Origin of the sequence: Oceanibacterium hippocampi (assembly GCF_900172325.1) — a bacterium.
In the GTDB taxonomy this organism is placed as follows: Bacteria; Pseudomonadota; Alphaproteobacteria; order Sneathiellales; family Sneathiellaceae; genus Oceanibacterium; species Oceanibacterium hippocampi.
Window position 1 is genome coordinate 217,408 of sequence record NZ_FWFR01000001.1, and the last position, 13,765, is coordinate 231,172.

Below are 13,765 nucleotides of genomic sequence, written 5' to 3' on the forward strand. Positions count from 1 at the left end.
TCCCGGTCGCATTGTTCCAGCTCCAGCCGCCGGATACCGTCAGACATGAGAAACCTCGCTTGGTCGTCCTGTTGGGGCGTTGGCCGGGCTCAGAGCAAGCTCGGCAGGAAGGTGATGAGCCTGGGGACTGCCCAGAGCAGCGTCATCGCGATGAGGAAGATCAGCACGACCGGCCACGCGCTGCGAAAGACAACCGCTGTCGACAACAGGTCGGTCGACCCTTTCAGGGCAAAGAGCGCATAGCCGAACGGCGGGGTAATGCCGCCCACGGTGATGTTCAGCAGAAAGATCGTCCAGAACCAGACCGGGTCGAAACCGAGGATCGGAAGCAGCGGCGCGTATACCGGAATGACCACCAGCATCAGCGCGATCTGGTCGACGAACATGCAGAGAATGAACGGCGCCAGCATCATCAGCAGGAACATGACGCTCGGATCGAGCGAGGTGGCCGTCACCGCCTCGATGACGCCGCGCGTCGCCCCCGTGTAGGCGAGCAGCTGCGTGAACATCTTCGAGCTTGCCATGATCACGAGAATCATGGCGCTGATCCCGGCCGCGCTGACAAGTGAATCGCGGATCATCGCAAAGTTGAGACAGCGGTTGAAGGCCGCCGCCAGCACGGCCGCGCCGACGCCGGTCGCCGCCGCTTCGGTCGGCGTGGCGATGCCCATCAGGATGAAGCCCATGACCGAGAAGATGATCAGGGTGAAGGGCAGGATCTGCAGAACGGCGCGGCCCTTCTCGCCCAGGCTCGACGGATCGACGCGGTCGTCGTAGCGTTCGCGACGCAGGCTGAGGCGGCCATAGACATAGGCAATGAACATGAGGGCGAGCAGGATGCCGGGGATGATCCCCGCGACCAGCAGTGCCGCGATCGAGGTGTCCGACAGCGTGCCGATGATGATGACCAGAATGCTGGGCGGAATGATCGGCGCCAGCGAGCAGCCTCCCAGGATGAGCCCCGATGACATCGTCTTGTCGTAGCCGCGGCTGACCATGATCGGCAGCACCGAGCGGCCCATCATCGCGGCGACCGCCATGCCGGCCCCCGACAGCGCGCCGAGCAGCACCGAGAGATTGATGACGACCAGGTACTGGCGCCCGCGAACCCGCCCGGTGAGCTTGTCGACCGCGTTGAAAAGCACGTCCATCGTGCCGGAGCGGAACAGGATTTCGCCGAGCAGGATGAACAGCGGGATTGTCACCAGCGGGACACTGGTCGTGGTCTCGAAGATCGAATTCGCGAACATGCCGAACCCGCGGGTCCCGATCAGGACCCAGGTGCCGACGATATTGATCAGGAAGAACGCGACAAATACCGGGACCCCGAACATGAAAAGCGCGAACAGGGCAGCGAAACCGACCGGCAGAACAAGGGTCCAGTCCATCGCTCAGCCCACCTGCTGTTCGGGACCGCGTCCCATCGCCTGGCTCACAAGATGGCGCAGAAAATAGAGGGCGGTGCTGGCGAAGCCGTAGGTGATGAAGACCGATATCCACCATTTCGGGATCGGATTGGCGGCGAGCGTCATGAGGCCGCGATCGAACTGGCGGAAATTCTCGTTGAGGCTGATCCATGCACCGATCAGGCACACCAGGAAGCTGATGCAATAGACGAACAGCCGCGAGAGCCGGCGGCTCCGGGGCCCGAGCGATTCCTGCAGGAACTCGATCGCGATATGGCTGTGCGTCCGGGCCAGGCGGGGAACCAGCAGGAAGGTGCCGACGCACAGCATGTAGGCACTCAGATCGCTGGCCCATGTCGTCGGGCTGTTGAAGAAATAGCGCGACGTGACCTCGAAGATGTAGCCGAGTGCGATTGCGCCAAGCGCCGCGGCACCGAGCAGCGTGCCCCATTCCGTCAGCGTGTCATGCGCCCGCAGAACCGCTCTGATCATGTTCCCATCGCCCCCGGTGAGGTGCACGTGACGATCGAGGGGCAGCCCGTTGCGGGTTGCCCCTCGACACGGATTTCCCGCCTCATTCGGCAGGGGCGAACAGGAGGTCGTTCGCGGCGGCGATCTTGTACAGCTCGGCTGTCAGGTCCGGATCACGCTTGCCCGCGATGGCCCAGTAGCCCTCGGATTGCGCCTTGATCTCGCGAGCGGCGACATCGGGGGCAAAATCGATGCGCTTCATGCCCAGTTCGACCAGCTTCTTTTCCTCTTCCGCTTCCCAGACATCGAACCGCTGGCGCACATCCAGTTCGAGCTGCTTGCCCTGCTCGGCGAGGATCGCCTGTTCATCGGCGGACAACGCGTTCCAGGTATCGAGGTTGATCAGGATCGGGTGCGTCGTATTGCCGATCGCCGGCCGGGTGAAACCCTTCGCGACCTCGTACCACTTGAAGGCCACGGCACCCAGCACCGGCCAGTTGGCGCCGTCGACCACGCCCCGTTCCAGTGACGTGTAGATCTCGCCGCCGGGCAACACGACCGGCGAACCGCCCAGCGCCTTGATGGTCGAATGGATCGGCGGTGTCCCGCGGATCTTCATGCCGTCGAAGTCACCCGCCGGCGACAGGCCTTCGCGCATGAGAAAATGGATGCCGCCGCTTGCCGGAAGGGATAGCAGCTTGAGGCCAAGCGTCTGATAATGCTTGTCGACGAACTCGAAAACGCCGGCGCTGCGCCGCCGAGCCGGATCGTTGACCATGGCATCGACGGCGATGTTCATCGTCGTCGCGCCGGCATGGTAGGCCGTGTGCGTGAACAGCATGTCGAAAACACCGGCCTGAACGGGTTCGAGCTGCTCGAACGGCGGAACCGTTTCCGGACCGGCCACGCGGAAGGTTATCTTGCCGTTGGAGGCTTTCGTGACCAGGTCGACATAGGCTTCGGCCATGCCTTCGGTGCCACGGTAGTTCGAGTTCCAGCTTGTGAGGAAGCTGAGCTCGGTTGCCTGCGCCGGCGCCCCCGCGAGCATCGCCACGCCCACCGCCGCCAGAATTGTGTTCACATATTTCATCTCGTTTCCTCCGATGCGGTCCTGTGCTTCAGGAACATTTTCTGGGTGCGTCGGCCAGCCGCCATGGCGGCTTGCGCGATGCTCCATCGTCATGCCTTGTCGTCGCCCTCGTTTACGTCCGTCACAGCGGGCGTTTATATCGTTGCCGCGGAAGAGATCAGCGGACTCCCCGCGCCGGAACACTGAATATTCGTCTGACCGAAAATCGAAGTATTATTTCCAGGGTCGAAATCTAGTGAACAATCTTCGATAAGACGACAGAAACAACTACACGCCAACGTTGCCTCTCTATTTCAGAGGCCGACTTCCATCAATAGCCCATTTCCTTGCGGTAGAACTTGTAGAAGCCCCGTATCATTACTTCCGTCACCATGTGGTCCTGCGGTTCCGTTTCCTTGCCACCCATTTCGAGGACTGCCGCCGCATTGCCGGCCGTCGACGCGCCGAACTGGCATTGGGCAAGCACTTCGCTGTCGTCCACGGAGACGAAGCCGGAAGGCCCCATGAGGTTGGCATGTCGCAGTCTCAGCCGGCGGAGTTCGGGGGTGTCGTCGGCATAGCCGAAGAAGTGCCAGGAAATTTCCGTCTGCCCCGGCCCTTTCGGAATGATGTGCCGCATGGCGAGGGTGTTGGCCTGTTGCTGCAGCACGACGCTCGGGAACAGCGTTATGCCGGCCACCTCCCTGTCTGCGAATTCCGGCGCCGGCGTCACGCTGTCCTTGTCGTTCATCTCGAGGCTGTCGGCGAAGCGCGCCATTTCCTTGGTTGCGCCGGTCGTCTTCTTGCCTTCGTTGCGCGACACCATCACCCCGTGCCGGCCGTCCCCGTCACACGATGAATGGGATTTCGAATCCGCCCGCCAGAGGCCGAAGGTGATGAAGAACGCGTGCAGCAGGGTGGCGTGGTACGGGTCCTTCAGATTCTCGAAGTACATCTTCCAATTGCAGGGAATGATCTGCCGGCTGTAACCGAGGAGCTCCAGTTCGCGCCCGGGGAAAAGACGGTCGACATAGTGGAGCGCGTCTGGCCCGCAATAGCTTTCGAAGTCAGGAACATCCGGATCGTAGCTCGCCCAGATCACACCGCCGCGCTCGTGAACCTTCAGCTTGCGGAGGCCATGCCGGGAATTGTCGAAGTCACGCGGCATACCCCCCTTGCCGAGCGCCCCGCGTTTCAGCGGCACGCCGGTCAGGTTGCCCTTCAGGTCGTAGCTCCACTGGTGATAAGGGCAGATCAGGTCCTTCGCGGTACCGCGATCCTGCCAGCAGACCAGCGCCCCCTTGTGCGCGCACCGGTTCTCCAGGACGTTCGCGACGCCGTCCTTGTCCCGCGTCACGACGACCTGGCGGGTGCCGACCCAGCTGCGCTTGAAGTCCCCCGGGTTCGGGATTTCGCAGGACAGCCCGACGAAGCACCAGGACGCCCCCCAGAACAGACGCTCCATCTCGCGGTCGAAAACGTCCTGGTCGGTGTAGACCCAGTACGGGATCCGGGTGAAACCTTCCGCCGGCCAGCGGCGCTCGGCGGATTTGTCTACAAGCGAACTCATGGCTTATCGCCTCCTGCTCTCGGTCGCATGCGGGCGCGACGACGGCATCACAACGGCCAGACCAGCGTGTTGATGACGCGGTAATTGTCGTAAACCGCGCAATGCTCCCGGAACCGAAAGCCGCTGTCGTCCCGGACGACCCTGTCGATGTAGCGGCCCACGCTGAAGACCACCGGGTCACGGTTCGACAGCGCCTCGGTGACCAGGTAGTTGGCCTGCACGAGGATCGTTCCATCGGCTTCCGTTCCGCGAAGTCGCACGCCGCTGACAAAATGGCGCTGCGAGCGGGGTTCGAAGACGGCGGTCTCCCGGATCGCCTGGACCCGGTCTTTCAGCATCGCCATCCCGTCGCAGTACATCGTGGCGAGCGGCAGAGACAGATCCCAGTTTTCCCGGGAGATCGCCTTGTAGACAGCGTCGTCGGTGAAGAATTCGAGCCACGTCTCCAGCTCGTTCTCATCGATCGCGAGCGTGTATTCCTCATAGAAATCCCGGAGATCCCGGCGCAAATCCCGCAACTCCCGGCTCTCGGACTGCCGCCCGCGATAGACCCTCGTCACGTTCTCCTTCATGACCCGTCCCCCCACCGTCGGTCAGCGCGCCGCCGCCAGTTCGGCCCGGTTGGTCTGGGCGCCGTACTGGGAACCGAGATTGACGATCGGTGCCTTCAGGGTCTCCTGCCAGATGAGGGAGTCGGCCGCGATATGCATCGGGTGGTCCTGGACGGTCAGGGCGTAGAAACCCTGGTCCCGGGATGCGTGGTTATGCACTGCCCAGCCTGGCGCGGACAGCATCAGATCACCCGCCTCCCAGACGAACTTGCGACCTGCGACGGTGCTGCGACCGTTGCCCGCGAAGTAGTAGTTGATCGCGGCAGAGGCATGGCGATGCGGCTGGTCCACGGTGTTCGGCGGATATTTCGCGATGGTGGCGAAGAAACTGTGCGTCGTGCCATTGCGGCCGAGTGTCGCCGGGTTGTAGAGCAGGTAGAGCCGCCGGCCGGTATAATCCTTGCCGAGTTCCGCGACCCGGCTCAGCCGGCTTTCGACCTCCTGCCACGGAAACAGCAGCGGCGGGTTCGGAACGACGTCGGGGTCAATCAGAAACTCGTAACCCCGCAGCCGCGCGCCATCGCTGCCGATCGGGATGTCGTCGGCGGAATCGCGGGCCCGCTTGCCGGCCGCATCGTTCCCCGGCGCTGCCGCATCCGGAATCTGGACGCTCGGCTCGTCTTCCACATAGTGGACTTCCAGCAGTTCCAGCAGCGGCGCGTTGGAATAGGAAAAGAAGACCTGCAGGTCCGGGCCGTCGTTGCGATAGCGATAGGTTGCCAGGCCCGGCGTGGTCCAGAGATCGTACCGGCCGAAGGCGATGTCGCGATCGCCGATCCGTGCCTTGCCGCTACCGGCAATACACATGGTGACCTGCGAGGAGTTGTGACGGATTGGCGCCGTTTCCTCGCCGGGCTTGAGGACGTTGATCGTCACGTCGATTCCCGGCGCCAGCCCCTGCCCGACCCGCGCCATGGGGTGAACGACCTTCGAGGCGCGCCGCCCATGGGCCGGCCGGTCGATATCGGCCAGGCGCTCGATCTCGCGGTCGATCTCGGCCCTGGGGACGACGAGCGCAGGCCATTCCTCGTTTTCGCGACGTTCGCCATTGCTGACATCGACGAAATTTGCCTTCAATTCAGTCATCGGAATTGCTCCTGTCCTGCGGGCTACTGCGCCGCCTGCGTACCGGTCGCCCGCCGCCACTGCGGGGCAACCCGGACCGGCGATGGAATCTTCAGGCCGAGCCGCTGCTTGACGGCCCGCTCATACGCGGCCTTGGCGATGCAGAGATCCGAGATGCCCATGCCCATCGCCTTGAAGATCGAGAGATCGGCCGTGGCCGGCCGCGTCAGCCCCTCGACAATCGCCGCGCTCAACGTGCGCACCTTCTGCCAGTCGCCGGGCCCCTTTTCGAAGCGATCGATGAATTCGCTGGATGCCAGTTTGGCATTCGGCAGGTTGTCGACGATCACCAGATCGGCGCGATCGAAGACGTCCTGCGTGAATTCGGCCTTTTGCGGAAGAATGGCGCCGACGGCATTCAGATGGGTGCCGCGGGCCAGCATGTCCGCGGTCAGGAACGGGTCGCTCGACCGGGTGATCGTGGTGACGATCGGCTGATCGGCGACGCAGGCCTCGACCGAGCCTGCTTCCTCGATCGCGAAGGGGAATGCCTCACGCGCCCTGGCAACGAAGGCCTGGCGCTTCTCCGCCGTCGGCGAGAACACCTTCAGGCATTTCAGCGGACGGACCGCGTTCACCGCGGCGACCTGCGTTATCGCCTGCGCCCCGGTCCCGATCAGCGCCATGGTATCGGCATCTTCGGCGGCCATTCTCCTCGTCGCGACACCGCTTATTCCCGAGGTGCGGAGCTGGCCGAGCACGGCGGCCTCCATCGCCGCCAGCAACCGACCGTTGTCGGCGTCGAACAGGTTGAAGACCGCTGTCGCGCCCCGCTTCGTGTTCGCCCAGGTCTTGAAGCCGACGTAACCGTCCTTCGGGAACATCGAACCCAGCGCATGCATCGAGCTGCCGTCGCCCCAGACGCCAAGCGCCTTGGGCACGTTGTAGGCACGCTCCCTGGCCTCGAGCGCCAGCCCTGTTTCCAACGCTTCGATCGCGTCGTCGAGGTCCACGAGTTCAGCGATCTCGGCCTCGTTCAGCCAGATGAGGTTGTCGTTCGACACGCGCTCTGCTCCTGTCCTGTTTGTCTTCTTTCCGGGACCGTCGGTGACCGGATTATTCTGCGATGATGGGATTGCTGAGGGTTCCGACGCCCTCGATCTGGACTTCGAAAACGTCGCCCGGCTTCATGAATACCGGCGGTTTCCGCGTGAAGCCGACGCCCGATGGCGTCCCGGTCACGATGACATCGCCGGGCAGGAGTTCCGCCCATGTCGAGACGTAGGCAATGAGTTGCGGGATCGAGAAGATCATGTCGGCCGTCGTTTCACGCTGCATGACCTCGCCGTTCAAACGGCTTTCGAGCATCAGGGCGTGTGGATCGGCGATCTCGTCGGCGGTCGTCAACCACGGGCCGAAGGCGCCGCTGGCAGAAAAGTTCTTTCCGGCCGTCGCCTGGGTTCCATGCTTCTGGAAGTCGCGTACGGAATTCTCCGCGAAACAGGCATAGCCCGCGACGTGGTCCATCGCCCGTGCTTCAGTAATATTGCGTCCGGCCCGGCCGACGATCACGGCCAGTTCACCCTCGAAGTCGAATTCGGGACTGGCATTCGGTGCGACAACCGGAACGCCGTGGCCGACCTGCGAGCCGTTGAACCGGCAGAATATCGAGGGACGCGACGGCAACGCCATGCCGGCCTCTTCCGCATGCTTGCGGTAGTTGAGGCCGATACAGAGTATCTTGTCCGCAGTCGGGATTGGCGGCAGGAATTCGATCTCGTCCAGCGGCATGGCCGCGCCGCTCGGCTGCGTCGGAATGCCATGGCCGAGGGCGGTCCTGAGGTCGGGAATGTCGGCTGTCTCGAGCGGGATCGCCGTTTGATCCTCGATCCGGGCGAACCCGGTTCGGCCGTTGCCGCGATAACTGGCCAGTCGCATGGCCTTCCTCCTGTTGCCGCCTTGAGTACAGCGTTTTCGACTGTTGTTTCGTCGTTGTTGACCGAGCCTAGCCAACCGCTACAATTTCGGAAATAGCTAAGTTAGAAATTTAATTTTCTCGTTTTGGAAAAAATGAACCTGTTCGAAGCGATGCGGATTTTCAGCGCTGTCGTCGAGGCGGGCAGCCTTTCGGAGGCTGGCCGGCGCCTGAACATTTCGACGTCGACCATCAGCAAGACACTGACGGCGCTGGAGGAGCGGGTGAAGGTGACGCTGATAAGCCGGACCACCCGCCAGCTTTCCGTCACCGAGATCGGCCAGAGCTTCTATCGCCGTTGTTCGCAGATCCTCGAGGACGTCGAATCCGCCGAATCCGCGCTATCCGAATGGACCGCGGCGCCGCGGGGATCGCTGCGCGTCACCGCCCCGACCGTGCTGTCGCTGTGGCACATATCGTCCCGCCTCGCCCGCTTCGCGGAACTCTATCCGCATATCCGCCTCGACATCGTGCTGAGCAACGAGAACTTCGACCTGATCCATGAAGGGATCGACGTCGGCATCCGGATCGCGGCCGAACCGGATCCGGCATTGACCGCCATCATGCTGACAGAGACGAGGCGAGCATTCTGTGCGTCGCCCGACTATCTCGCGAGGAAGGGTATTCCGACCACGCCTCAGGAGCTGCAGAGCCACAACTGCCTGATAGCCACCGGCCAGACTCAGAACCGATGGCCCTACAGGGAGCATGGCCGGACCCGGCACGTGCTGGTTCAGGGCAATTTCGTCGCCAACAATCCGGACGTCATTCGAAACGCGGCGATCCGCGGCCTGGGGGTCGCCATGCTGCCAACCTGGCTGATCAACGGCGACTTGCGCAGCGGCACGCTGCAACCGGTTCTTGCGGGGTACGAACCGTCGCCGAACGGCCTTTATATCGTGACCCCCACACGCCGCTTCCTGCCCATGAAAACGCGCTGCTTCATCGAGTTCATGCAGGCAGAATTCGACGGACTGCCGCCATGGGAACGGCCGGACGAACAACCCGGTTCCTGACGCCGAACGCGGCGTCGTCAGCGACGACGGCTCTCGGAAGACGGGCTCCCGAAAGCCGCCGCCGGCGTCCTCAATACTCGTCGTGCAGCTTCAGCCAACTCATCGTACCGCCGGTCTCGTTGCGGCCCTTGGGCACGAGGTCGAGCCAGTTGAACGCCCCCATCAGCAACTCGTTGCCCCGATGATAGGTCGAGTAGCAGTGGAAGATCGCGCCGTCCTCGTCCTTCGCGAAAATGCTCGTCCCGAACATGTCCTCGCTGTTCCGGATCACCGTGCCGTAGTTGTAGATGGCCCGGCCGGCGGCGATGTCCTCCCTGTTGAACGACACGCCGAAATCGTAGTTGAAGTCGCTGTCGCCCGCCGAGACCCAAGGGAAGGTCCAACCCATGCGCCTCCTAACCGCCTCGATCCGCTCGATCGGCGCCCGCGCGACGGCGGCGAAGGCGAGATCGGCTTGCTCGAAATGCCGGCGCGCGGCGTCGACATGGTCGGCGATGAACGAGCATCCTTCGCAGATATGCTCCGAGCCCGGCGACAGCATGAAATGATAGACGGCGAGCTGGCTGTGGTTGCCAAACAGGTCACCCAGCGTGCGTACGCCGTCCGGGCCCTTGAAGACATAGGACTTCTCGACCCTGACCCAGGGCAGTTGACGGCGCTCGGCGCGCAATTCATCGAGGGCGTGGGTCATCGCCCGCTCCCTGGCAAGAAGCGTCTTGCGGGCGATGAGCCATTCTTCCCGGGAAACGACGGGATGGGGCATGATCAGTCTCCTTCTTTACGGGCAATGGGGGATTGGGTGCGGTCAATCGTACGCAGGTGGCCGGAAACGAGATTCAGCCAGGGCGACAGGTGGAAAAGGCTCATGAGCAGATACATCCAGGTCATGCCGCCGATTGGCGGAAACCCGGAAGTCGGAGCGCAAAGCGGCATGCCGGACGCCTCACTGGCGGAGAACCACGCCATCATCAAGAAGGTCGGCGAGGCCGCCAGAGTCAGCCAGTCGCCCGGGCGGCCCTGATGCAGACGTTGCGCCTTTCTTGTCCCGGCGGCGATGCATATCGTCATTTTCCGGCTCCCGATCGAAGTTGCCTTGTTCCGGCCACTGCCGAAACCAGCACAGAGGTAAGGCCGGAGAAGCGAGGACGAGAGTGACAATTGTGACGGGATTTCGGTGGACTCGCTGATCACGGCCGCGGCCCGCGCGCTTGCCGCCGGCGATCCCCTGGCGGCATTGAAGCAGGTCGCGCTTCGCAACGATGCGCCGGCGCTGGCCTTGCGGGGCATCGCGATGGCGCAGCTCGGCGACTTGGCCCGCGCCCGTGACCTGCTGCGCCGAGCGGCGCGAACTTTCGGTCCCGAGGAACCGTTGGCCCGTGCGCGCTGCGCCGTCGCCGAGGCCGAGATCGCACTTGTCTCGCGCGACCTGGGCCAGCCCTTGCAGGCGCTGGGCACGGCACGGGCGACGCTCGAGACATCCGGCGACCTGGCGAATGCGGCGCATGCCGCCTATCTCATGGCCCGGCATCGTCTCCTGATCGGGCAACTCGACGCGGCCGAACAGATGCTCGCCGGGATCGATCTCGGGGCGCTGCCGCCCGCATCACGGGCGGGACACGCGCTGGTCGCTGCCGGCATCGCAATGCGGCGCGTCCGGTCGGCGCCGGCGCGCGCGGCGCTCGGGCAGGCGCGACGCGCGGCGAATGTTGCCGGAATTCCGGCACAGATGGCCGAGGTCGAGCGGGCCGAACGCCTGTTGAACGCGCCCGCCGGCCGCCTGATCGCCGACGGGCGGGAGCGGCAGGCCAGGCTCGATGAGGTCGAGGCCCTGTTCCAATCGCCGACCATGATCGTCGATGCCTGCCGCCATGTGGTGCGCGCCGGCCCGACGCTGATTCCGCTTTCCGGCCGCCCGGTTCTCTTCGCGCTGGCGCGAACGCTCGCCGAGGCCTGGCCCGGCGACGTGTCACGCGAAGCGCTACTCGCGCGCGCCTTCCGTGCCCGCCAGGCCGACGAATCCCATCGTGCGCGGCTCCGCGTCGAGATTGGCCGGCTTCGCAAGGCGCTCCAGCCGCTTGCCGACCTGACCGCGACGCGGCGCGGCTTCCTGCTGGGACCCCATGGCCGGTCTGCGATAGCCGTACTGGCGCCGCCGGTCGAGGGCAATCACGCGGAGATACTCGCGCTGCTCGCCGACGGCGAGGCCTGGTCGAGCTCGGCGCTGGCGCAGGCACTCGGCGTCAGCCCGCGCACCGTCCTGCGCGCGCTCGACGCCCTGGCGCGGGCCGACAAGGTCGAATCCTTCGGCCGGGGCCGCGCCTGCCGCTGGACGATGCCGAGCGTGCCCGGTTTCCCGACAAGCTTGTTACTCCCCGCGCCGCCGCCAAACGGCTAGGATGCCGACATGAAACGCGAAACCGCCGAGATCATCCGCGAATACGGCCCCTTTGCCGGGACAGGGGGCGTGAACGGGGTCAGCTACGACGGCCGGCAGGTCTGGATGGCCACCGGCGAGCGGCTGGACGCACTCGATCCGGAAAGCGGCGAGATCCGGCGCTCGCTCGACGTCGCCGCCGATGCCGGCACCGCCTTCGATGGAACGCATCTCTACCAGATCGCCGAAGCGGTGATCCGCAAGATCGATCCCGAGACCGGCGCTGTTCTAAGCACGATCCCGGCCCCCGACGGCGACGGGGATTCAGGGCTCGCCTGGGCGGAAGGATCGCTCTGGGTCGGGCAGTATCGGGGCCGCAGGATCCACCAGATCGACCCGGAAACCGGGGCGGTGCTCCGCACGATCGAATCCGACCGGTTCGTCACCGGTGTGACCTGGGTCGACGGCGAACTCTGGCACGGCACCTGGGAGGAGGAGCATAGCGATCTGCGGCGCATCGATCCGGTGACGGGCGCGGTGCTGGAACGCCTCGACATGCCCGCCGGAACCGCCGTCTCGGGGCTCGAGTCGGACGGCGGCGAGCGTTTCTACTGCGGCGGCGGGAACAGCGGCAAGCTCCGCGTCATCCGTCGGCCGGGCCGCGCCGGCTCCGGTCAGCGCTAGGTAATCAAAAGGTGTCGTTGCGCCCGAACGGTCCGGATCGATTCAATTGAAACTCGCCTGGAAAGTCGTCGGGGTCAGCGAGACATGAGCATCGAGCGGCGGGCGCAACTCGAATGCCTTCGGCTCACGCGTGAAATTCCACAGCCTGAGCAGACACCAGTGCTCCCGGCGCGCCTCGGCCACGGCAAGCTCATTGCGCGTGATGTGAAAAGGCGTGCGCTCCCAGCCATTGGTCGTCTTCACCTCGATGAGCCGTGGCTGGCCGTCCCGCGCGAAACTCGCGATGTCGTAACCGGCCCCGTCGCCGTCTTCCACTGAAACCCAACGGACGCGCCTGGCCAGATCGTTGCGACCTTGCAGCTTCAGTGTCGCCCGCTCATGGCCAAACACTAGTTCTTCCCCCGCCTTGCCCAGAATTCGGTTGCGCTCATCCCGCTCGGCTGCATTGAACCTTCGCGCGACAGCGAGCATCTGCTCGAGTTCTTGCGGTGGAGGCTGATTGCTCAGTGTTGGCGGCGGACCGATCCAGAGCGGCGCAGGGTCGTGAAACGCATTCGTCGGGCCAATGGACAGCCGGGCTCGCCATTCCGAATTGCGGTCAAGCCAGCGCTCGACCGCGTCGGCGAGCGCCATTTGAAAATTGAACGCCGGTTTGTAGCCGAGGATCCAATCCTCGCCGAGTGCCTTCAAGACCGCGCTGATGTTCTGGTGCTTGTATTCGACCGACCCAGTCGACCGGCCAATGCTGTCTCGGAGGACCCGATTATGCTCGGACTTGTTGTAGGGCCGGCCAGCAAGGTCATCGGCCAGCATCGCGAAATAATCCGCGACGATCAGGTCGTTCTCCTCGTCTGTCCATGGTCGGGTCGGCATCGCGCCAGGCTAGCCGCGCAAGAATCCCTTGTCATCAATCGCGCTTGCGGAAAAGCCGTTTGCCAAGACCGCCCCTATTGATGCCCTCAGGTCCGCGACGCGATGTAGTCGGTAATCCTGGCGATGCAGTCCGCGATCGGGAGTTCGGTAGTGTCCAGCGTCAACCGGTCGCCCATCCATGGCTCGAAACGGCGCCCCTGGACCGCATCCCAGTCGGGCAGCGAGAGCCCCGCGATATCGCTCTTGCGGCTTTCGACGCGCCGGCGGTGCTCGCCGGCATCGGAACAGACCACTTCCACATTGACCAGCCTTGCGCCGGCTTCCGCGGCAATGGCCGCCCACAAGGCCCTCGTTTCCCGGACGGGATTGACCGTGTCGGCGACGACATCCAGGCCGATCGTCAGATTGTCCCGGGCGACGGCCGCCGCGGCGCGGTAGCCTGCATCCTCGGCCGGGTGGATTATAAGGACACTTGCCTTGAGGGCGGCCTCGACGGCGTCCACCCGCACATAAACGGCCTGGATCCGTTCGGACAGCGCCCGGGCGATCGTCGACTTCCCGACGCCGGGCAGGCCGGAGAAGGCGATCAGCGACGGCATCAGATAGGGCCTGTTCCACGGAAGTTTTCAGCCGAGGCCGCGCGAAAGCGCT

At 64.2% G+C, this 13,765-nt stretch carries 15 protein-coding genes; 3 read left to right on the plus strand and 12 right to left on the minus strand.

The window, feature by feature from the left end:
* Positions 1-89: 89 nt before the first annotated feature.
* The 8 genes from OCH7691_RS00970 to OCH7691_RS01005 all read right to left on the minus strand — a co-directional run bounded on the left by OCH7691_RS00970 (position 90) and on the right by OCH7691_RS01005 (position 8,130).
* Positions 90-1,388, minus strand: coding sequence for a TRAP transporter large permease (locus tag OCH7691_RS00970; protein WP_085881561.1), 1,299 nt, complete (start codon positions 1,386-1,388; stop codon positions 90-92).
* Positions 1,389-1,391: 3 nt separating this feature from the next.
* Entirely contained in the window at positions 1,392-1,898 is a 507-nt protein-coding gene (locus OCH7691_RS00975; protein ID WP_085881562.1) for a TRAP transporter small permease, read from the minus strand.
* Between the two features lie 82 nt (positions 1,899-1,980).
* Positions 1,981-3,150 (minus strand): TRAP transporter substrate-binding protein, encoded by a 1,170-nt coding sequence (locus OCH7691_RS00980; protein ID WP_139839475.1) that lies wholly within the window; start codon positions 3,148-3,150, stop codon positions 1,981-1,983.
* 127 nt (positions 3,151-3,277) lie between these two features.
* Positions 3,278-4,516, minus strand: a complete 1,239-nt coding sequence (locus OCH7691_RS00985; protein WP_085881564.1) for an aromatic ring-hydroxylating dioxygenase subunit alpha — start codon at positions 4,514-4,516, stop codon at positions 3,278-3,280.
* Between the two features lie 47 nt (positions 4,517-4,563).
* Positions 4,564-5,088: an aromatic-ring-hydroxylating dioxygenase subunit beta gene (locus tag OCH7691_RS00990; RefSeq protein ID WP_085883424.1), complete on the minus strand. Its 525-nt coding sequence runs from the start codon at positions 5,086-5,088 to the stop codon at positions 4,564-4,566.
* Between the two features lie 21 nt (positions 5,089-5,109).
* Positions 5,110-6,213, minus strand: a complete 1,104-nt coding sequence (locus OCH7691_RS00995; protein WP_085881565.1) for a cupin domain-containing protein — start codon at positions 6,211-6,213, stop codon at positions 5,110-5,112.
* Positions 6,214-6,236: 23 nt separating this feature from the next.
* Complete coding sequence (locus OCH7691_RS01000) at positions 6,237-7,256, minus strand: ornithine cyclodeaminase family protein (RefSeq protein ID WP_085881566.1); 1,020 nt, start codon at positions 7,254-7,256, stop codon at positions 6,237-6,239.
* A 52-nt stretch (positions 7,257-7,308) separates the two neighbouring features.
* A complete protein-coding gene (locus OCH7691_RS01005; protein ID WP_085881567.1) occupies positions 7,309-8,130 on the minus strand; it encodes a fumarylacetoacetate hydrolase family protein in 822 nt (273 codons plus the stop codon).
* Positions 8,131-8,262: 132 nt separating this feature from the next.
* On the opposite strand from OCH7691_RS01005, the gene OCH7691_RS01010 reads away from it, so the two are divergent.
* Positions 8,263-9,183, plus strand: coding sequence for a LysR family transcriptional regulator (locus OCH7691_RS01010; RefSeq protein WP_085881568.1), 921 nt, complete (start codon positions 8,263-8,265; stop codon positions 9,181-9,183).
* Between the two features lie 70 nt (positions 9,184-9,253).
* Here OCH7691_RS01010 and OCH7691_RS01015 read toward each other — a convergent pair whose 3' ends face one another.
* Together OCH7691_RS01015 and OCH7691_RS01020 are read right to left on the minus strand one after the other, a co-directional pair.
* The gene (locus OCH7691_RS01015; RefSeq protein WP_085881569.1) at positions 9,254-9,946 is read right to left on the minus strand and encodes a DUF899 domain-containing protein; all 693 of its coding nucleotides are present in this window, start codon (positions 9,944-9,946) and stop codon (positions 9,254-9,256) included.
* Between the two features lie 2 nt (positions 9,947-9,948).
* A complete protein-coding gene (locus tag OCH7691_RS01020) occupies positions 9,949-10,251 on the minus strand; it encodes a hypothetical protein (RefSeq protein ID WP_085881570.1) in 303 nt (100 codons plus the stop codon).
* A gap of 106 nt (positions 10,252-10,357) precedes the next feature.
* Between OCH7691_RS01020 and OCH7691_RS01025 the strand changes: the two genes are divergently transcribed.
* Positions 10,358-11,578 carry a helix-turn-helix domain-containing protein gene (locus tag OCH7691_RS01025; protein WP_085881571.1) on the plus strand — a complete coding sequence of 407 codons (1,221 nt, stop codon included), beginning with the start codon at positions 10,358-10,360 and terminating at the stop codon, positions 11,576-11,578.
* 9 nt (positions 11,579-11,587) lie between these two features.
* Positions 11,588-12,241, plus strand: a complete 654-nt coding sequence (locus OCH7691_RS01030) for a Vgb family protein (protein WP_085881572.1) — start codon at positions 11,588-11,590, stop codon at positions 12,239-12,241.
* 42 nt (positions 12,242-12,283) lie between these two features.
* Here the strand turns inward: OCH7691_RS01030 and OCH7691_RS01035 are convergent, their stop codons facing one another.
* The gene (locus tag OCH7691_RS01035) at positions 12,284-13,114 is read right to left on the minus strand and encodes a protein NO VEIN domain-containing protein (RefSeq protein ID WP_085881573.1); all 831 of its coding nucleotides are present in this window, start codon (positions 13,112-13,114) and stop codon (positions 12,284-12,286) included.
* An 86-nt stretch (positions 13,115-13,200) separates the two neighbouring features.
* Positions 13,201-13,713, minus strand: a complete 513-nt coding sequence (locus tag OCH7691_RS01040; RefSeq protein WP_085881574.1) for a P-loop nucleotide/nucleoside kinase family protein — start codon at positions 13,711-13,713, stop codon at positions 13,201-13,203.
* Positions 13,714-13,765: the final 52 nt, after the last annotated feature.

Coding starts and splice junctions, on each gene's coding strand:
- OCH7691_RS00970 (WP_085881561.1), bottom strand. CDS start 1,388: ATGGACTGGACCCTTGTTCTGCCGGTCGGTTTCGCTGCCCTGTTCGCG.
- OCH7691_RS00975 (WP_085881562.1), bottom strand. CDS start 1,898: ATGATCAGAGCGGTTCTGCGGGCGCATGACACGCTGACGGAATGGGGC.
- OCH7691_RS00985 (WP_085881564.1), bottom strand. CDS start 4,516: ATGAGTTCGCTTGTAGACAAATCCGCCGAGCGCCGCTGGCCGGCGGAA.
- OCH7691_RS00990 (WP_085883424.1), bottom strand. CDS start 5,088: ATGAAGGAGAACGTGACGAGGGTCTATCGCGGGCGGCAGTCCGAGAGC.
- OCH7691_RS00995 (WP_085881565.1), bottom strand. CDS start 6,213: ATGACTGAATTGAAGGCAAATTTCGTCGATGTCAGCAATGGCGAACGT.
- OCH7691_RS01005 (WP_085881567.1), bottom strand. CDS start 8,130: ATGCGACTGGCCAGTTATCGCGGCAACGGCCGAACCGGGTTCGCCCGG.
- OCH7691_RS01010 (WP_085881568.1), top strand. CDS start 8,263: ATGAACCTGTTCGAAGCGATGCGGATTTTCAGCGCTGTCGTCGAGGCG.
- OCH7691_RS01015 (WP_085881569.1), bottom strand. CDS start 9,946: ATGCCCCATCCCGTCGTTTCCCGGGAAGAATGGCTCATCGCCCGCAAG.
- OCH7691_RS01020 (WP_085881570.1), bottom strand. CDS start 10,251: ATGACGATATGCATCGCCGCCGGGACAAGAAAGGCGCAACGTCTGCAT.
- OCH7691_RS01030 (WP_085881572.1), top strand. CDS start 11,588: ATGAAACGCGAAACCGCCGAGATCATCCGCGAATACGGCCCCTTTGCC.
- OCH7691_RS01035 (WP_085881573.1), bottom strand. CDS start 13,114: ATGCCGACCCGACCATGGACAGACGAGGAGAACGACCTGATCGTCGCG.
- OCH7691_RS01040 (WP_085881574.1), bottom strand. CDS start 13,713: ATGCCGTCGCTGATCGCCTTCTCCGGCCTGCCCGGCGTCGGGAAGTCG.